This window comes from Micromonospora sp. NPDC049201 (genome assembly GCF_055586805.1).
The window spans coordinates 15613-34003 of record NZ_JBVJHM010000014.1 but is presented as its reverse complement, the minus strand read 5'-3'; the positions used below and the strand labels follow the sequence as shown (position 1 = coordinate 34003).

At 72.4% G+C, this 18391-nt stretch carries 17 protein-coding genes; 8 read left to right on the top strand and 9 right to left on the bottom strand.

What is annotated here, in order from left to right:
- Positions 1-254 precede the first annotated feature (254 nt).
- The 6 genes from ACZ6O5_RS26680 to ACZ6O5_RS26655 all read left to right on the top strand — a co-directional run bounded on the left by ACZ6O5_RS26680 (position 255) and on the right by ACZ6O5_RS26655 (position 6356).
- Positions 255-1874 carry a protein kinase family protein gene (locus ACZ6O5_RS26680; protein WP_431933881.1) on the top strand — a complete coding sequence of 540 codons (1620 nt, stop codon included), beginning with the start codon at positions 255-257 and terminating at the stop codon, positions 1872-1874.
- Positions 1871-2581 (top strand): RNA polymerase sigma factor SigM, encoded by a 711-nt coding sequence (gene sigM / locus ACZ6O5_RS26675; RefSeq protein WP_465980454.1) that lies wholly within the window; start codon positions 1871-1873, stop codon positions 2579-2581. Before ACZ6O5_RS26680 ends, sigM begins: the two co-directional genes overlap by 4 nt.
- A complete protein-coding gene (locus ACZ6O5_RS26670) occupies positions 2578-3546 on the top strand; it encodes a hypothetical protein (protein WP_465980453.1) in 969 nt (322 codons plus the stop codon). The genes sigM and ACZ6O5_RS26670 overlap by 4 nt, the downstream gene beginning before the upstream one ends.
- Before the next feature lie 176 nt (positions 3547-3722).
- Complete coding sequence (gene trxB, locus ACZ6O5_RS26665) at positions 3723-4676, top strand: thioredoxin-disulfide reductase (protein ID WP_465980452.1); 954 nt, start codon at positions 3723-3725, stop codon at positions 4674-4676.
- A gap of 30 nt (positions 4677-4706) precedes the next feature.
- Complete coding sequence (gene trxA / locus ACZ6O5_RS26660; protein ID WP_281933936.1) at positions 4707-5030, top strand: thioredoxin; 324 nt, start codon at positions 4707-4709, stop codon at positions 5028-5030.
- A 165-nt stretch (positions 5031-5195) separates the two neighbouring features.
- Complete coding sequence (locus ACZ6O5_RS26655; protein WP_465980451.1) at positions 5196-6356, top strand: N-acetylmuramoyl-L-alanine amidase; 1161 nt, start codon at positions 5196-5198, stop codon at positions 6354-6356.
- A 5-nt stretch (positions 6357-6361) separates the two neighbouring features.
- On the opposite strand, the gene ACZ6O5_RS26650 is transcribed toward ACZ6O5_RS26655, so the two are convergent.
- On the bottom strand, positions 6362-7027 hold the full coding sequence (locus tag ACZ6O5_RS26650) for a GNAT family N-acetyltransferase (protein WP_405091780.1): 666 nt from the start codon (positions 7025-7027) through the stop codon (positions 6362-6364).
- Positions 7028-7318: 291 nt separating this feature from the next.
- Between ACZ6O5_RS26650 and ACZ6O5_RS26645 the strand changes: the two genes are divergently transcribed.
- Positions 7319-8632, top strand: coding sequence for an aminotransferase-like domain-containing protein (locus tag ACZ6O5_RS26645; RefSeq protein ID WP_465980450.1), 1314 nt, complete (start codon positions 7319-7321; stop codon positions 8630-8632).
- Between the two features lie 7 nt (positions 8633-8639).
- Complete coding sequence (locus tag ACZ6O5_RS26640; protein ID WP_281933927.1) at positions 8640-9632, top strand: D-alanine--D-alanine ligase family protein; 993 nt, start codon at positions 8640-8642, stop codon at positions 9630-9632.
- Between the two features lie 25 nt (positions 9633-9657).
- Here ACZ6O5_RS26640 and ACZ6O5_RS26635 read toward each other — a convergent pair whose 3' ends face one another.
- From ACZ6O5_RS26635 to rnpA, 8 genes are all read right to left on the bottom strand, one after another.
- The gene (locus tag ACZ6O5_RS26635) at positions 9658-10509 is read right to left on the bottom strand and encodes a hypothetical protein (protein ID WP_465980449.1); all 852 of its coding nucleotides are present in this window, start codon (positions 10507-10509) and stop codon (positions 9658-9660) included.
- A gap of 1597 nt (positions 10510-12106) precedes the next feature.
- On the bottom strand, positions 12107-13147 hold the full coding sequence (locus ACZ6O5_RS26630; RefSeq protein ID WP_465980448.1) for a ParB/RepB/Spo0J family partition protein: 1041 nt from the start codon (positions 13145-13147) through the stop codon (positions 12107-12109).
- 27 nt (positions 13148-13174) lie between these two features.
- On the bottom strand, positions 13175-14506 hold the full coding sequence (locus ACZ6O5_RS26625; RefSeq protein ID WP_465980447.1) for a ParA family protein: 1332 nt from the start codon (positions 14504-14506) through the stop codon (positions 13175-13177).
- A gap of 242 nt (positions 14507-14748) precedes the next feature.
- Positions 14749-15519, bottom strand: a complete 771-nt coding sequence (gene rsmG, locus ACZ6O5_RS26620; RefSeq protein WP_465980615.1) for a 16S rRNA (guanine(527)-N(7))-methyltransferase RsmG — start codon at positions 15517-15519, stop codon at positions 14749-14751.
- A 374-nt stretch (positions 15520-15893) separates the two neighbouring features.
- Positions 15894-16484: a Jag family protein gene (locus tag ACZ6O5_RS26615; protein ID WP_465980446.1), complete on the bottom strand. Its 591-nt coding sequence runs from the start codon at positions 16482-16484 to the stop codon at positions 15894-15896.
- 208 nt (positions 16485-16692) lie between these two features.
- A complete protein-coding gene (gene yidC / locus ACZ6O5_RS26610; protein WP_465980445.1) occupies positions 16693-17682 on the bottom strand; it encodes a membrane protein insertase YidC in 990 nt (329 codons plus the stop codon).
- A gap of 3 nt (positions 17683-17685) precedes the next feature.
- Positions 17686-17925 (bottom strand): membrane protein insertion efficiency factor YidD, encoded by a 240-nt coding sequence (gene yidD, locus ACZ6O5_RS26605; RefSeq protein WP_233220212.1) that lies wholly within the window; start codon positions 17923-17925, stop codon positions 17686-17688.
- Positions 17926-17966: 41 nt separating this feature from the next.
- Entirely contained in the window at positions 17967-18380 is a 414-nt protein-coding gene (rnpA, locus tag ACZ6O5_RS26600) for a ribonuclease P protein component (RefSeq protein WP_465980444.1), read from the bottom strand.
- Positions 18381-18391: the final 11 nt, after the last annotated feature.

The window sequence follows — 18391 nt, the reverse complement described above, 5'->3', positions numbered from 1 at the left end:
AGGGTGCCCAGGCCGGGACGGGGAAAGCACCGGCACGCCACACCGGCACGCCCCTGCGCCGATCACTTGCCGTCAACCTCTAGATTGGCGGTGCGTGTTCGCCGCGGCTGGCTTCCCGCCCGCTGCGGCGGGAAGATGACATGTCGGAGAACCGGGCATCCCGGGTAAGGTCGCTCTCGACGGGTACGTCCGGCGTCGACGTGGGCGTCGACGCCGACCGTGCCGGTTCCACCGAAGCCAGAGCGGGAAGCCACATGCCCAGCAGCACGGGTCCATCGATCGACACGATCACCGAGGGAGGACGGGTGACCCAGGTCGGCGAGGGTCAGGAAGCGGAGGAAAGTTCTCCCGCGGTCGTGACCCTCGGTGCTCCCACGGTCGGTGAGCTCCTCGCCGAGCGCTACGAACTGGTCGAGCACATCAACAACGACAGTGCCGGCCGGCTGGTCTGGCGCGGGGTCGACGTGGTGCTGCGCCGACCCGTCGCGGTGGTCCTCCGCTACCCCGGCGGCGACTCCGCCACCGAGATGCTCCAGGCCGCGGTCGCGGCCAGCCGGGTCATCCACCCCAACCTGGTCGGCGTCTACGACGCCATCGACGAGGACGACCGGGCCTACGTGGTCCGCGAGTGGGTGGACGGCCAGTCGCTGCGGGAGCTGGTCGCCGCCGACGGGCCGCTGGACCCGGCCCGCGCGACCGCGATCGGCAACGCCGTCGCCAGCGCCCTGGCCGCGGTGCACGCCACCGGCATGGTGCACGGCAACCTCCACCCCGGCACCGTGATGATCAGCGACGACGGCCGGGTGGTGCTGGCCGACGCGCGCACCGACGGGGCGGACAGCCAGGAGAACGACCTGCGGGCCGTCGGCGGGGTGCTCTACTTCGCGCTGACCGGGCACTGGCCGCACGGGGAGGCCCCGCTGCACGGCGCCACCGCCGGGCACGGCCGGGCCGCCCTGCCGGACGCCGTCCGGGACGCCAGCGGCAGCATCGCCGCGCCCCGGCAGGTCCGCGCCGGGGTGCCGGCGTACCTCGACGACCTCACCATGGACCTGCTCGACCCGGAGATCGCCCCACCCTCGTCGGACGTGCTGTCCGCCGAGCTGAGCCGGCTCGACATCCCGGCCGACGAGCAGTTCCTGGAGCAGGCCGGTCCGCTGCGCTTCACCGCCGACCCCGGCGAGGAGCCGTCGTCCCCGCTGGCCGCGGCCGGCGGGCGCAAGGTCGCCCTGGGCATCGCCGGCCTGCTGGTGGTGGCGCTTGTCGGTCTGCTCGTCGGGATCAGCGTGCTCGGGGGCGGTGACGACGACACCAAGGAGCCGGTGGCCCAGCCCACCAACAGCGCCCCCGCCACGGGCGGCAGCACCGAGGCAGCCGCGCCGGTCCGCAAGCTCACCGTCTCCGACGTCCGGATCATCGACCCGGAGAGCGGGGACCGCGCCGAGGTGCGGAACGCCGAGAAGGTCATCGACGGTAGCGACGACGAGGGCTGGGAGACCCAGACCTACCGGAACAACGGCAAGTTCGGCGGCCTGAAGAAGGGCATGGGCGTCTGGATCGACCTGGGTGCCCCGCACACGGTCAAGTCGCTCCAGGCCACGCTCTCGTCCACCGGCGCCTCGGCCGAGCTGCGCGCCGGCACCAACGGTGAGTTCCCCTCCACCTCCAAGGGCGACAAGGACCTCGTCGCGGCGTACCCCACCGTGATCGGGCAGCCGTTCGAGGACCACGACGGCACCAAGATGACGTTCAACGGGTTCGACCCCGCCCAGAAGTACCAGTACCTCCTCTTCTGGATCACCGAGCTGCCGAAGAAGGACGACGGCAGCGGCTGGAAGATCGGGGTCCAGGAGATCACGGTCCAGGGCTCGTGAGCCGCTGGTCGGCGACCGGTGACGGCCCGCCGGCCGGCTCCGACCTGGAGCTGCTCCGGGCCCACGTCGCGGGTGACCGGGACGCCTTCACCGAGCTGTTCCACCGGCACCGCGACCGCCTCTGGGCGGTGGCGCTGCGGACCATCGGGGACCGCGAGGAGGCGGCCGACGCGCTCCAGGACGCGATGCTGTCGGCGCACCGCGCCGCGGCCCGTTTCCGGGGCGACTCGGCGGTCACCACCTGGCTGCACCGGATCGTGGTGAACGCGTGCCTGGACCGGATGAGGCGACGCCAGACCCACGCCACCGTCCCGCTGCCCGACGGGGTGCACACCGACGGGGAGCCGGGACGCCACACCGGCGGCGTCGAACCGGCCGCGCCCGCCCCCGACCACGACACCGCGCTGGTGGTCCGGCAGGCGCTCGCGGCCCTGCCGGCGGAGCAGCGCGCCGCGCTGGTCCTGGTGGACGTGCAGGGCTACCCGGTGGCCGAGGTGGCCCGGATCCTCGATGTCGCCGAGGGGACGGTGAAGAGCCGGTGCGCCCGGGGTCGGGCGCGGCTCGCCGTGCTGCTGGGGCACCTGCGCACCGGCGCCGACGACGCCGTGCACGTGCCGCGCGTCACCGCAGGGAACCGCCGGCGACCCGAGGGCGTCGGATCCTCGTCGGGACTTCCCCGGCCGGACGCCAGCCAGGAGGAGCCGTGAGTTCGCGGGAGTTCAGCGAGGTCGACCACGACCTCCTCGCCGACTACCTCGGCGGGGCGCTGGACGGCACCCCCGAGCAGGCCACCGTGGCCCGGCTGGTCGAGCAGGACCCGGCCTGGCGCGCGGCGTACGCGGCCCTGGCCGGCGCGCTCGACCTGGTGCACGCCGACCTGGCCGACTGGGCGTCGTCGTCCGCGCCGGAGCTGCCGGTGGCGGTCTCCGACCGGATCACGGCCGCGCTCGCCGGCGCCGGTCCCGCCCCGGCCGCCGACCACGTGCCCGAGCATGCCGGTCGGGATGCGACGCCGGTCACCGTGCCGGCGCAGCCCGGCCGGACGACCCGCCCACCCGGCACGCTCGCCCGTCCCGACCGGCACACCGGGCCGGGGCGACGTTCCCGGCGCTGGGCCCGGGTCGCCGGGCCGGTGGCGCTGGCCGCCGCCTCGGTCGCCGCGGTCAGTTTCGGCGTCGGCCGGCTGGCGGACACGGGTGGGGACAGCAGCACCGTCGATCGACCGGCCGGGGAGGCGGCGCCGGCGGCGGGTGCGCCGTACCGGACCACCGGGCCGGCCGTACGCAGCGGCACGGACTGGACCCCGGAACGCCTCGGCCGGGATGCCAAGGCGGCGTCGGTCCGACCGGACATGGCCGGGCCGTCGGGCGCGGCGGGCAGCGGCCGGGAGACACCCCTGGCCGCCGACAAGAACCGCCTCGGCGCCGTGGGCGGGTTGGACCGGCTCGCCCGCCCGGAGGCGCTGGCCGCCTGCCTGACCGCGATCGGTGCCGAACACGGCGCGGCACCGCTCACCGTCGAACTGGTCGACTACGCCCGGTTCCAGGGCAGTCCGGCGCTGGTGGTGACGTTCTCGGACGCCGGCGGCGCCCGCTGGGGCTGGGTGAGCGGGCCGGAATGCGGCGTACCCGGGTCCGGAGCGGACACCCGGTTCCGCACGCGAGTAGGGTGAAACCGCGGTCAGGGGTCCTGTCCCGCCACGTGACGTGACCCACCGGATGACCGGCTCGGGAATCCCCGCTTCGTACGATGACGTTCTGGAAGTCAGGCGCCGGCGCCTCTGCGCGATCGGCACTCGGATCGACATCGGTGCGTACCGGTGACGAACACACACATCGGGAGACGGCAGTGGACGAGGTCCGCAACCTGATCATCATCGGCTCCGGGCCGGCCGGCTACACCGCGGCGGTCTATGCCGCGCGCGCCAACCTCAAGCCGCTGGTGATCGAGGGCGTGCAGTCCGGTGGCGCGCTGATGACCACCACCGAGGTGGAGAACTTCCCCGGTTTCGCGGACGGCATCCTCGGCCCCGAGCTGATGGACAACATGCGCAAGCAGGCCGAGCGGTTCGGCGCGGAGTTCCTCACCGACGACGTGACCCGGGTCGAGCTGACGGACACCGGCGAGATCGGTTCGGACGCGGTGAGCACGGTCTGGGTGGGCGAGACCGCCTACCGGGCCCGCGCCGTCATCCTCTCCACGGGTTCGGCGTGGCGTCCGCTGGGCGTGCCGGGCGAGCAGGAATACCTCGGCCACGGCGTGTCGTCCTGCGCCACCTGTGACGGCTTCTTCTTCCGTAACCAGCACATCGTGGTCGTCGGCGGCGGCGACTCGGCCATGGAGGAGGCGAGCTTCCTCACCCGTTTCGCCGAGTCGGTGACGATCATCCACCGCCGCGACTCGTTCCGGGCCAGCAAGATCATGGCGGAGCGGGCGCTGGGCAACGAGAAGATCAAGGTGGAGTGGAACACCACGGTCGAGGAGATCATCGGCGAGGACGGCAAGGTCACCGGCGTACGGGTGCGCGACGTGCACACCGGCCAGACCAAGATGCTCGACGTCACCGGCGTGTTCGTGGCGATCGGCCACGACCCGCGCAGCGAGCTGTTCCGCGACCAGGTGGAGCTGGACGACGAGGGGTACGTGAAGGTGCAGGCGCCGAGCACCCGCACCAACGTGCCGGGCGTGTTCGCCGCCGGCGACGTGGTCGACCACACCTACCGGCAGGCCATCACGGCGGCCGGCACCGGATGTGCGGCCGCGCTGGACGCCGAGCGGTTCATCGCCACCCTGCAGGGCTGAGAATTTCACCAAAGGGAGAAAGGGTTCATCGTGGGAGCAACCAAGGCGGTCACGGACGCGAGCTTCGCGAGCGACGTGCTGAAGTCCGACAAGCCGGTCCTGGTCGACTTCTGGGCGGAGTGGTGCAGTCCGTGCCGCAAGGTCTCGCCGCTCCTGGAGGAGATCGCGGGCGAGATGAGTGACCAGGTCACCATCGTCAAGCTCAACATCGACGAGAACCCCGAGACGGCGCGCGCCTACCGGGTGATGTCCGTGCCGACGCTGACCATCTTCAAGAACGGCGAGCCGGTGCAGTCGATCGCCGGCGCCAAGCCGAAGGGCGAGCTGCTCAAGCTCATCGAGTCGGCGCTCTGACCGACCCGGCACCGCCGGAGCCCCCGTCACCCCACCCGGGTGTCGGGGGCTCCGGCGTTTCTGACCTGCGCGAACCCGAACCCGCCAGGTAACCGGCCACGGTACGCTCCGTAAGCGTCCGTCGGAGCTACCGCCTCCGCCAGCGCCCGTGCAGAGGGGGTCGTCGTGCGTCCGATCCGACCCGGTGACCGGGGCCCCGCGGTGGCCGAGATCCGAACCGTGCTCGCCGGCCTGGAACTGCTGCCCACCGACGGCCGCGCCGACGACTACGACGCCGCGACGGAACGCGCGGTCCGCGCCTTCCAGCAGTCCCGCGGCCTCAGCGTCGACGGGCGGGTGGGCGCGGAGACCTGGCGGGCGCTGGACGCGGCCCGCTGGCGGTTCGGCGCCCGCGCGCTCTACCACGCGGTGCCCGAGCCACTGACCGGCGAGGACGTCCGTTCGCTCCAGGAACGCCTGCTGGAGATGGGGTACGACGTGGGTCGCGCCGATGCCATCTACGGCATCCGCACCTCCCGCGCAGTGGCCCAGTTCCAACGCGAAATGGGGCTGAAGCCGGACGGGTCGTGCGGCCCGCACACCGTCAACGCGCTGCGCCGGCTCGGCCGCAAGGTGGTCGGCGGGCGCCCGCAGTGGCTACGCGAGTCCGACGCCATCCGGCAGGCCGGGCCGACGCTCGTCGGCCGGACCGTGGTGATCGATCCGGGCCACGGCGGCACCGACAGCGGCGTGGTGGTGTCCGACGGCTCGCTGCGCTGGACCGAGGCGGACCTCGTGCACGACCTCGCCAGCCGGCTGGAGGGGCGGCTCGCGGCGGCCGGCGTACGGGTGCAGCTCACCCGGGGCCCGTCGTCCCCGACCTGCCGGCCGGACGCGGACCGGGCCCAGCTCGCCAACTCGCTCGGCGCGGACGTGTTCATCTCGCTGCACACCGACGGGCACGCCAACCCGGCGGCCGACGGCGTCGCCACCTACCACTACGGCACCGACAACGGCGTCACCTCGGCCACCGGGGAGCGCCTGGCCGGGCTGGTGCAGCGGGAGATCGTGGCCCGCACCGGGCTTCGTGACTGCCGCACCCACGCCAAGGCGTGGGATCTGCTCCGGCTCACCCGGATGCCGGCGGTCCGCGTCGAGGTGGGCTACCTGACCTCCCCCGCCGACCGGGGCCGGCTGGTCGACCCGCGCTTCCGCGACCGGGTGGTCGAGGCGATCGTGGCCGGGGTGCAGCGGATGTACCTACCGATCGAACGGGACGTGCCGACCGGCTCGATCGACGTCAGCGAGCTGCGGGCGATCGTGGCCGCCGGCACCGTGGTCGACTGAGCCGGTCAGCTCGTCGAGCGGGTGGCCGGCGCCGGCCGCACCGGACGCAGCAGCGTCTCCGGGCTCATCGAGCCGAGCAGCTTCTCCAACGCGTACTCGACGTCGGACTTCCAGCTCAGCGCCGTGCGCAGCTCCAGCCGCAGGCGCGGGTAGCGGGGGTGCGGGCGGACCGTCTTGAAGCCCACCGAGAGGAAGAAGTCGGCCGGCGCAACACACGCCCGGGTGGGGCCGTCCGGCTCGTCACCGAACTTGGCGTCGCCGAACGCCTCGATGGCCTTGATGCCGCGCTTGGTGAGGTCCCGCGCCACGCCCTGCACCAGCATCCGGCCCAGACCGCCGTCGGCGAACGCGGGCACCACGTGCGCGGTCATCAGCAGTGCCGCGTCCGCCGAGACCGGCGACGTCGGAAACGCCATCGAACGCGGGACGTACGCCGGCGGGGCGTACATGACGAAACCGGCCGGCATGCCGTCGACGTAGACCAACTTGCCGCAGGAACCCCACTCCAGCAGCGTCTGGGAGACCCACGCCTCCTTCTCCAGGCCCGGGTCGCCGGCCGCGCAGGCCTGCTCCGCGGAGACCGGATCCAGCTCCCAGTAGACGCACCGCCGGCAGGATCGGGGAAGGTCCTCCAGGGTGTCAAGCGTCAGGCTGACCAGACGTCGTGACATGAGCGCACCCCACCAACAGTCTCGGAGCGTCGGTCACCGCGGTGTCCCGCCGCCCTCCTGCTCCCGACGAGCGATCGTACGCTTCCGCCCGCCGGCGCGGGAGGGGACGCGCGAACGCCCACCCGGGCGACGGACCCGGCAGTCCGGGATGTGGACGTGTCCACACGGCGGGTTCCGCGCCGGTCACCAGGGACTACGATCGACCAATCGGCCGCGCGCCGCCATTGGATGCCGGCATCGCGGGTACCACACCGGGCGGCAGCCCCGCCGACACCCGACCGAGGTGATGTCATGACCGGCACGACGCTCGACGACTACACCGACCGGTACGCCCGCCGCGTCCGGGGGATGACCGCCTCCGAGATCCGGGCACTCTTCGCGGTCGCCAGCCGGCCGGAGGTCGTCTCGCTCGCCGGCGGAGCGCCCTACATCGCCGCGCTGCCGCTCGACGCGGTGGGCGAGATGCTCGGCCGGCTCGGCGCCGAGCACGGCGCCACCACCCTCCAGTACGGCATCGGCCAGGGCACCCTGGAGCTGCGCGAGCGGATCTGCGAGGTGATGGCCCTCTCCGGGATCGACGCCTCCTGCGGGGCCTCCCCGGAGGACGTGGTGGTGACCGTCGGCGGGCAGCAGGCGCTCGACCTGGTGGCCCGTCTCTTCCTGGACCCGGGTGACGTGGTGCTCGCCGAGGGCCCGACCTACGTCGGCGCGCTCGGGGTGTTCCAGGCCGCCCAGGCGCAGGTGACCCATGTGCCGATGGACGACCAGGGCCTGATCCCGGAGGCGCTGGAGGTGGCCATCGCCGACATGGCCCGGGCCGGCCGGCGGGTGAAGTTCCTCTACACCATCCCGACGTACCAGAACCCGGCCGGCGTGACGTTGAGCGAGGAGCGGCGCGAACGGGTGCTCGACATCTGCGAGCGTGCCGGCCTGCTCGTGGTGGAGGACGACCCGTACGGTCAGCTCGGTTTCGAGGGGGAGGCGCCGGCGCCGCTGCGGGCCCGGCGGCGCGACGGGGTCTTCTACCTGAGCACGTTCTCCAAGACGTTCGCCCCCGGCCTGCGGGTGGGCTGGATCCTCGCCCCGCACGCGGTGCGCGACAAGCTGGTCATCGCCAGCGAGGCGCAGATCCTCTGCCCCAGCGCCTTCGCGCAGTCCGCCGTCTCGACGTACCTCGGCACCATGCCGTGGCGGGAGCAGCTCAAGACCTACCGGGAGGTCTACCGCGAGCGGCGGGACGCGCTGCTCGGCGCGCTGACCGACCTGATGCCGGCCGGCACTACCTGGACCACCCCGGCCGGCGGCCTCTTCGTGTGGGCCACCCTGCCGAACGGGCTGGACGCCAAGGCGATGATGCCGCGGGCCGTCGCCGCCCGGGTCGCGTACGTGCCCGGCACCGGCTTCTACGCCGACGGGACGGGCACGTCCAACATGCGGCTCAACTACTCCTTCCCGCCGCCGGAGCGGATCCGGGAGGGCGTGCGCCGGCTGGCCGGCGTGATGGAGCAGGAGATCGCCATGCGGAAGGTCTTCGGAGCGGTCGGCAACGCCGGGCCACGCCGACGCCAGGGCGGCGCCGACGCGCCCGGCCCCGACTTGGCATGATGCCGGCATGGCCGTCACCCCCGCCGCACCGACACCCGTGACCGGATCCTCCGCCGACGAGCTGCACGTGCTCGTGCTCGCCGGCGGTCTCTCCTACGAGCGGGACGTCTCCCTGCGGTCCGGCCGCCGGGTGCTGGACGCGCTGCGCGCGGTCGGCGTGCAGGCGGAGCTGCGGGACGCCGACGTCGCGCTGCTGCCCGCGCTGGCCGCCGACCCGCCGGACGCGGTGGTCATCGCCCTGCACGGCGCCACCGGCGAGGACGGCTCGCTGCGCGGCGTGCTCGACCTGTGTGACGTGCCCTACGTCGGTTGCGACGCCCGCTCCTCCCGGCTGGCCTGGGACAAGCCGTCCGCCAAGGCCGTCCTGCGCGAGGCCGGCATCCCCACGCCGGACTGGGTGGCGCTGCCGCACGACCGCTTCTCCGAGCTGGGCGCGGTCGCCGTCCTGGACCGGATCGTCGACCGCCTCGGGCTGCCGTTGATGGTCAAGCCGGCGCAGGGCGGTTCCGGGCTGGGCGCCGCCGTGGTCCGGGACGCCGCGTCGCTGCCGGCCGCGATGGTCGGCTGTTTCGCGTACGACCAGACGGCGCTGGTGGAGCGCTACGTGCCCGGCATGGACGTGGCGGTGTCCGTGCTCGACCTGGGCGACGGCCCGCAGGCCCTGCCCCCGGTCGAGATCGTGCCCCGCAACGGCGTCTACGACTACGCGGCCCGCTACACGGCGGGGCGCACCACCTGGCACGCGCCCGCCCGGCTCGACGCCGCCACGACCGCGCAGGTGACCGACGTGGCGCTCGCCGCGCACACGGCGCTAGGCCTGCGGGACGTATCCCGCGTCGACTTGATCGTCGACGCGGAGGGCCGGCCGCACGTGCTGGAGGTCAACGTCTCGCCGGGCATGACGGAGACCTCACTGCTGCCGCTGGCGATCCAGGCGGCCGGGCTCGACTTCGGTCGCGTCCTGGGCTCGCTGGTGGGCCGGGCCGCCGCGCGCCGCTGAGCTAACCCGACCAGCACCACCACTCTCACTCCCGGTTCGGACCGGCCGTCCCTGTCGCCGGCTCCGCGTTGCCGTCCGGCGCCGTGGGCCCGGCGTCGCCGGTCGCTGTCTCGCCATCCCCGTCGCGAGGGCCGCCGTCCGGCGGGTGCACGGAAGGCGTGTCATCGGCGGCGTCGTCGGCCGACCCCACCGGCTCGGCCTCCGGGATCTCGTCCGCCGCTTCGATCACCGACGCCGTCTCCTCGTCGGGTTCCTCGGTGATGTCCGCCGGCGCCGGCGAGGAGAGGCTCGACGGGGCCTGCCACCGGATGCGCGGCGGCTCGGCGAGCGGTCGGCCACCGAACTCGGCGAGCCACGCGGCCACCATGGCGAGGTTCTCCCGCCACTGCTCCTCGGAGATCGGCGGCAGGATCGAGTCCCACAGCGACAGGAACGTGCCCCGCAGTTGCAGCCGCCCGTACGGGCGGGCCAGGAACCACATGTGCAGGTGCGCCGACCCGTCGCCCCAGCGGTTGACGTGCACCCGGGCGACCCCGTCCAGCGAGCGGATGGCCCTCTCCAGCCGGACGGTCATCACCCCCAGTTCGGCGGCGAGCAGATTCGGCAGGTCACCGAGGTCCAGGTGGGAGCGGGACTCCAGGATCAGAACCATGGGCAACCCGGTGGGCCGGTCCATGGTGCGGACCCGCCACCGCTCACCGACCCAGATGTACGCCTCGTCGGGCGCGTTGCAGGCGGTGCACTCCCGGTCCTCCTCGCCCCGACGGGGAGGTTCGACCGGCACGGGATCGTCGAGCTGCTTGACGCGAAGATCGCCCTCGAAGGGGAAGGAGGGCCACTGGGTGAAGTCCGGGACTGAGGGAGGGGTGTCCTGCACGACGCTGACCCTAACGGAGTTGGCGACGCCTGTCCCTCCCCGTTCCCACCGGAGTCGAGCCCGCTTCGACGAGCCACGGCGCGTTGTCCACCACGTTGTCCACAGGCCGCCGAGATCACCACCACAGTGCGTCATCCACAGCTCAGCAAGGGTTTCCGGGTGTTGTTTCACGTGAAACGGAGTGAGCCTGTGGACAACCGCTGTGGATAACTTCTGCGGCCGTGAGCCCTTCCCGTCGGCCCTTCCGTTCAACGAGCGGAGCCCTCCGACGCAGCGGCTCAGAGAGGCTCAGTCCGGCCGCGTGGGCTGGCTCCGTTTCACGTGAAACGGAGCGCTCCATGATTCCTGGATGCGCGGGGCACCCGTCGCGGTTCAGCCCTGGAAGGGGTGCTCGGTTGGATGCGCCCCTCTCCCGTTTCACGTGAAACGGGCTACGGCTGCGGGGGACTCGCGCCGCCCCCCGGACGCCAACCTCTCGATGACCCGCCCTACCGGTCGACTCACGCCCGAAGCGCCCCGGGCCCGGCCGCACCGCGCGGTCGGATCGGCTCAGTCCCTCAGCGCTCCGTGGGAACGGCACCGCATCTGCTCCGGGCGGAGACTCATTCCGAAGCCGCTGGCCGATGCCGGCCCGCGCACGAGTGCGGCCGGTGGGATGTGCGGCTTGAGCGCGACGCTCGCCTCTACCGTCGCGTGGCACCGGAACCGCCGGGTTACTGCGCCGGCGACTCGGCCAACGCTGCGCCGGTGACCTCGGCACGCTGCGCCGGTGACTGAGACAGGATGTGGTGGGGATCGCCGCGAGGGCTGCGAGACGGCTGCCTTTCGACGCGCCGTCCCCGAAGCCACACACCTGTACCGCAGCACCCCCGCCTGTCGCGCCGTGCATGCCGTCATGAGCACCGTCGCGAGGCCCGCCCGGTGATCGATCGGGTGAGGGCCCGGGCGCACCGCAGATGCCGTGACAGGACAGCACGGCGGGCAAGGCCGATGATCAGCCGGGTCGAGGCAGATCGGCTCAGCGGCACGGCGAGCCTCTGTCCGGGAGAGGAAACGGCCGAGCAACTCCGGCGTCAGACAAGCCGCCGCCGCCACGGCTCGTTCGTATGCGACGAGCCAGCGCGGGCACCCGCTCCCGCCTCCGCAGGCCAGGCACGCGCCTGTCCAGGTCGAGACCATCAAGGCGGGTGGGAACCGCTTTTACGGGCCCCGACAAGCCCAGGCCGTTTCACGTGAAACCGCACCGCTGGCCCTACCCCTTCACGGCCTCGCGCCGGCCCGGCCCGTTGCACAGGAGAGGGCGTCGACGGTCGACGGTTCTCGTGTCGAGCACGGCGCGACCAGCGAACGGCGACGGTGGCAGCGTGGCACGCCCGGGTGACCGAACGGTCGGGGCGCGTCACGTCCGACGAACAACAACAGGAGCAAGGCACCGCACATCCGACGAACAACAACGGAAGCGAGGCACACCACTTCGGGCGAGTGACAACGGGTGCGAGGACGGCACCGTGGGCGAACCGCAGCGGTGGACGGGTGCCGGAATGCCACCGGCCGCATCCCCTCAACGGGAATGCGGCCGGTCGGGTCGAGCAGTGAGTCACTCCTCGGGCTGCTCCTCCTGGCCCACCCCGATGATGCCGACGATCCGCTCCAGGTCGTCGACGGTCGCGAACTCGATCGTGATCTTGCCCTTGCTCCGGCCGATGTCGACCTTCACGCGAGTGTCGAAGCGGTCGGAGAGCCGGTCGGCGAGATCGGAGAGCGCGGGAGCATGCGCCTTGGCCCGTCGCTTGGCCGCAGGGGGCTTTGCCGGCCCCTCAGCCAGCGCCAGAGCCACCAACTCCTCGGTGCCGCGTACTGATATGCCCTCGGCGACGATCCGCGTAGCGAGCTTCTCCTGGGCCTCACCGTCGTCGAGGCTGAGCAGCGCCCGGGCATGGCCGGCGGAGAGCACCCCGGCGGCGACCCGCCGCTGCACGGCCCCGGGGAGGTTCATCAGGCGAATGGTGTTGGAGATCTGCGGTCGGCTGCGGCCGATCCGGCGTGCCAGTTCCTCGTGAGTGGCACCGAACTCCTCCAGCAACTGCTGGTAGGCAGCCGCCTCTTCGAGCGGGTTCAGGTTGGCGCGGTGGATGTTCTCCAGCAGCGCGTCCCGGAGCATCGCGTCGTCCTTGGTCTCTCGGACGATGGCGGGGATGCTCTCCCGGCCGACCGCCTGGGCGGCACGCCAGCGCCGCTCACCCATGACGAGCTCGTACTTCTCGCCGTCGAGTTGCCGCACGACGATCGGCTGGAGGAAGCCGACCTCCTGGATCGAGGTCTTCAGTTCCTCCAACGCCTCCTCGTCGAAGACGTGCCGCGGCTGCTTCGGGTTCGGCACGATGCTGTCGACCGGGATCTCGGCGAAGCGGGCACCCGGCACCGGGCTCAGCTCGAACTCCGGTTCGGCGGCCGGCTTGCCGCGGTCGAGGACCGCGCCGGCCCCGGTGGGAGACGGGTCCGCGACGGGAGAAGCCGGGGTGGCCACCGTCGGGACGAATGCCTCATCGGGCTCCGGCGGGACGACGTCCGGCGCCGGCCCGGTGGGGATGAGGGCACCGAGCCCTCGGCCCAGACCGCCGCGGGGACGGTTCTTCATGCGACGCCTCCCAGCGACTTCTCCGCACTACGCATTCCGGCTCACTGGCTCCTTGACCCCTCGTTCGGCGATCTCCTGGGCGGCCTCGAAGTAGCTCGTGGCACCCCGCGAACCGGGATCGTAGGTCATGACCGACTGGCCGTAGCTCGGTGCCTCGGAGACACGCACGTTGCGGGGGATGACGGCCTGGAGCACCTTGTCCCCGAAGTGGTTCCGGACGTCCTGCTCCACCGCGTCGGCCAGCCGGGTACGCCGGTCGTACATGGTCAACAGGATGGTGGAGACGTCGAGCTTCGGGTTGAGGTGCTGGCGTACCAGGTTGATGTTATTGATCAACTGGTTGAGCCCCTCCAGCGCGTAGTACTCGCACTGGATGGGGATCAGCACCTCCTGCGCGGCCACCAACGCGTTGACGGTCAGCAGGCCGAGCGAGGGCGGGCAGTCGATGAAGACGTAGTCGAAGTGGCCCGGGTACGCCTCGATGGCGCGCGACAGGCGGGACTCCCGGGCGACCACCGAGACCAGCTCGATCTCGGCACCGGCCAGGTCGATGGTCGCCGGCACGCACCACAGGTTGGGGATGCCCTCGACCGCCTGGGCCACCTCCTCCAGCGGCACGCTGTCGATCAGGCAGTCGTAGACGTCCGGCACACCGGTGTGGTGTGGCACGTTCAGCCCGGTGGACGCGTTGCCCTGCGGGTCGAGGTCGACCACGAGCACGCGGTTGCCGTGCAGCGCGAGCGCCACCGCCAGGTTCACGGTAGTGGTGGTCTTGCCCACGCCACCCTTCTGGTTGGCGACGCACATCACCCGGGTCCGGTCGGGGCGGGGCATGTTGACCTCGCCACTGGGATTCAGGATCTGCACGGCGCGCATCGCCTCCATAGCCAACGGTGGGTCATCCTCTTCGCGCGTCGGGGTTTCACGTGAAACGTACGTGTCGGCCGCGGCCTCGCCCCCGTATCCGGCGACCGGTGGCGTGTCGGCCGACACCGGGTCCGGGACGGGCTGGTGCGGTACGGCGGAGACCGGCGGTTGCGGTTCGTAACGGGCGGGGATCGCGACGTTCGCCCGCACCGATGCCGGTCGCGGGGACGGGGCGTTCACCGGGCCGTCGCTCGGGTCGTGCGGTTCGCGGACCGGGGGGACGTTGGCCGGTACGGACGAGACCGGCCGGAGAGCGCCCGCCACCGACGCCTCCGGCCGGAGGGCCGGGTCGACCGGAGAAGACTGTGAGGCGTCACGGGAATCGTTCACCGCCCACTCCTGGTAGCTGGTTTCACGTGAAACGGAACCGTCCGGGGCTCGCCCGCCGGCGCCGGTCAGCCGTGGCTCGTCGTACCTGCCGTCGTCATGCACCTGTCATCCCTACCCGCTCCGGATGGTCGGTTCGCACCGTCGATCGGGCCTCCGCAGTGTGCGGCGTTCACCGGCCGGCGGAAACGGTCGGGTCGGGTGCCGCCCGGCACCGCCGCTCCACACTATCGACGCGCGGTCAGCCTACGGCCGACGGGCGTGGCGGGTCCATGTCGGGTTGTGATCGATCCGGTCACGCCCCACGGGTCCAACGACCCGTGGGGCATCCGGAAAGCCTGCTCCGCTCAGCGATCCCGGTTACGGTCGCCACGTCGGCGACCGCCACGCGAGCGCTTCGCCTTCGGCTTCTTCGGGTTGACCACCCGTTCCCGGACCACCTCGACCACAGTTGCCGCCGGCTCGATCAATCCGGTCCCGCACCGGTGCAGCGCGGGCTCCCCGCCGCCGAGCCGGATCACCGCATCGGTGTGCTCGGCGATCTCCTCGGCCGCCGAGGCGCCCTTGAGCGCCAGCAACCGGCCGCCCGGCACGGTCAGCGGGAGGCACCAACCGGCGAGCCGGTCCAGCGGGGCCACGGCCCGTGCCGTGACGATGTCGGCGGAGAGCGGATCGCGGTCCCGGGAACCGGCCGCCGCCTCGTCGGCCCGCCCTCGGAACACCCGGACGGACCGGGTCAGGCCGAGGCGCTGCACCGCTTCCACCAGGAAGGCGACCCGCCGGGCGAGCGGTTCGACAAGGGTCACGGTGAGATCAGGGCGGGCGATCGCCAGCACCAGTCCGGGGAGCCCGGCGCCGGAACCGACGTCGATCACGCGGGCGTCCGCCGGGATCCGCTCCGCCACCACGGCGCAGTTGAGCAGGTGCCGGTCCCAGAGCCGGGGCGTCTCGCGGGGCCCGATCAGGCCCCGCAGCACACCCTCGGTGGCCAGGAGTTCGGCGTACGCGGCAGCGAGGTCGAGTCGGTCGCCGAAGAGTGCGCGCGCGGCCTCCGCCAACTCCGGCGGCAACGTGGCGTCGGCCGGGTCGGGCGCGGCACCCGCGACAGGCCCGTCCACCGTTGACGGCTCGGGAACGGCTGCCGGATCCGCGAAGGCCGGAACCGCCACCACGTCCGGTTCGGCGAAGAACGGGTCGACCGTCCCGGCCGGAGCGTCGGCGTCGACGGGTTCGGCCGCCGCCGGCACGTCACCGGAGAAGGCCGGTGTCACCTCGGTGTCGGCGGGAGGCTCGACGCCGTCCACCGTCGTGGTGTCGCCGGAGAACTCGGGATCGACCGCAGCCCCGGGCGCGTACGCCGGATCAGTCAGCCGGTCCTCGTCGGAGCGGAACGGGTCGGGGGTCGTTTCGGGCCGCACAGCCGGCGGCCCGGGTGGCGTACCACCCGGGCCGGCCACGGCGTCCGCCGTCGTGTCGTCGGAGGCCACTGACCTCAGTCCGCAACCGGCCGGACGACGATGCGGCGGTTCGGCTCCACGCCTTCGGACTCGCTCTCCACACCGCTCATCGCGTTGACCACGTCGTGCACGCACTTGCGCTCGAACGCCGACATCGGCTCCAGGCGCACCGACTCGCCGTGCTCCTTGACCTTCTCGACCGCGTTCTTGGCGACCGCGGCCAGTTCCTTACGCCGGGCGGCCCGGTAGCCGCCGACGTCCAGCAGCAGGCGGCTCGGCGTGCCGGTCTGCCGGAACACCGCCAGGCGGGCCAGCTCCTGGAGTGCCTCCAGGGTGGCGCCGCGCTGGCCGACCAGGTTCTGCAGTCGACCGCCGACCACCTCGACGACGGGCCGGCCACCGGAGACCAACTCGTCGATGTCGCCGTCGTAGTCGAGGATGTCCAGCAGGCCCTCGACATAGTCGGCGGCGATCTCGCTCTGCCGGAACAGGTCGCTGTCGGCCGGGGCCTTCTTCTCCCGGGTGCCGGCCGTGCCCTCGTCGGTCTCGGTGGCGGCAGCCGCTGGGATCTCCTCGTCCACGGACTGGTCGGCGCTGGGGATGCTGGTGTCGGTCACGGGTCTCATCTCCGTACTCGCTCGGCCGGACCGTCGAGGTCCGCTTGTCTCCCGAGGGCCGGCGGGAGGTTCGCCGGATGCCCCTCGGGCACGTCCGTACGGGCCAGTGTCGCCCGTGATCGCGCGTCGCGCGGCGGTTCCGGCCCGGCGCCAACTCCTCGGGTGCTGCTCGGGTCCGGAGGGGCCGCCACCGGTTGCGGCGGCGGCCCGGTGCGGCTCAGCCCTGCCGCTTGGCGGGGCGGCTGCCGCCCTTCTTCGGGTTGGTCGGCTTGGCGCCCGGCTTCGGACCGGCCACCTTCGGCGCGGCGGCCGGGGCCTTGGCCACCGGCGCGGCGGCCTTGCGACCGAACAGGCCACTGGTCTTGGCCGGCTGGGCGGCGGTCCTGCCGGCGGTGGCGGTGGCCTTCTTCGGCGGCACCAGCGGCGGGAACTTCCGCAGCACCCACTGCTGCTGGCCGAGCGTGAAGAGGTTGTTGGTGACCCAGTAGATGATCACACCGATCGGGAAGATCGAGCCCGAGACCAGCAGCGAGACCGGGATGCCGTAGAGCATCAGCCGCTGCACCATGCGCTGCTGCGGGTCCTCCGCCCAGCCGGTCTTGAGGATCATCTGCCGGCTGGTGAGGTAGGTCGTGGCGATCATGATGAGCACCAGGATGCCGGCGATCAGCTTCACGGTGCCGGTGTTCGCGCCCAGCGGGGCCAGGTCGGCGGCGGTGGAGCCGAACCGGCCGGAGATCGGGGCGGTGAAGAGCTTCGCGCTGGAGGCGCTGTTGAACTGGTCGGCCGTCCAGCCGTAGAGCGTCTTGCCGGGGTTCGTCGGGTTGAGCCGCTTGAGCGTGTGGAACAGGCCCAGGAAGACCGGGATCTGGAGGAACATCGGAAGGCAGCCCATCAGGGGGTTGGCCTTTTCCTTCCGGTAGAGCTCCATCATCTCCTTCTGGAGCGTCTCCCGGTCACCCTTGTGCTTCTCCTGGAGCTCCTTCACCTTCGGCTGGAGCGCCTGCATCGCCCGTTGCGACTTGATCTGCTTGACGAAGACCGGGAACAGGATCACCCGGACCGTCACCACCAGGAAGATGATGGCGAGGATCCAGGCCCAGTTCGTGCCGATGACCGCGCCGACCGGCACCCCGATGGCGTCCCAGGCCGAGTGCCAGGTCAGCAGGATCCACGAGATCGCGTAGTAGATCCAGTCGAGACTCAATTCTCAGGCTCCAGTCACGTCGGCACGGCGGCGACCGCCCGGCTCCGGCACCGGGTCGTGTCCACCTGGGTGAAAGGGGTGGCAGCGCGACAGCCGCCGGACCGTCAGCCAGGCTCCCCGCAACGCGCCGTGCCGGGACACCGCCTCCACGGCGTAGGCACTGCACGACGGGTAGAACCGGCAGCGGGCCGGCAGTGCCGGACTTATCCACCGACGGTACGCGATGATGGGTACCAGCAGCATGCGGGCACCGGTTGTCGGCGAGGGGGGCGTGGGGCTGCCGTTCATCGCGACCGCCGTCCCCGGGGAGCCCGTGCGGCGGCGAGCGCGGCGTCCAGGTCGGCCCCGAGTCGGGCGTACGCCGCGTCGGCGGCCGGGGGCAGGGCGCGTACCACCAGGGTGGTGCCGGCGGGCAGCTCGGCCAGGCGCTCCCGGACCAGGTGCCGCAGCCGGCGGCGGACCTTGTTGCGCACCACCGCGCCGCCGACGGCCTTGGACACGACGAAGCCGGCGCGGCGGGGTACGGAGATCTCCGCACCGCTGCTCCGCGCCGGCTCCGGCGAAGGTGTCGCGGTGGACTCGGTCGGCTCGGGGAGCGTCAGGTGGACCACAACGGCGCCACGACCGACGCGTCGGCCACCACGAACCGCTGCGGCGAAGTCGCTACTGCGCCGCAGTCGCTGTGCGGCGGCCAGCACGACAGCCCACG

What these genes read in the sequence shown, in the direction of transcription:
- yidD (WP_233220212.1), bottom strand. Translation starts at nt 17,925, where the DNA reads ATGCTGCTGGTACCCATCATCGCGTACCGTCGGTGGATAAGTCCGGCA.
- ACZ6O5_RS26650 (WP_405091780.1), bottom strand. Translation starts at nt 7,027, where the DNA reads ATGTCACGACGTCTGGTCAGCCTGACGCTTGACACCCTGGAGGACCTT.
- ACZ6O5_RS26680 (WP_431933881.1), top strand. Translation starts at nt 255, where the DNA reads ATGCCCAGCAGCACGGGTCCATCGATCGACACGATCACCGAGGGAGGA.
- ACZ6O5_RS26630 (WP_465980448.1), bottom strand. Translation starts at nt 13,147, where the DNA reads ATGAAGAACCGTCCCCGCGGCGGTCTGGGCCGAGGGCTCGGTGCCCTC.
- ACZ6O5_RS26615 (WP_465980446.1), bottom strand. Translation starts at nt 16,484, where the DNA reads ATGAGACCCGTGACCGACACCAGCATCCCCAGCGCCGACCAGTCCGTG.
- ACZ6O5_RS26640 (WP_281933927.1), top strand. Translation starts at nt 8,640, where the DNA reads ATGGCCGTCACCCCCGCCGCACCGACACCCGTGACCGGATCCTCCGCC.
- ACZ6O5_RS26645 (WP_465980450.1), top strand. Translation starts at nt 7,319, where the DNA reads ATGACCGGCACGACGCTCGACGACTACACCGACCGGTACGCCCGCCGC.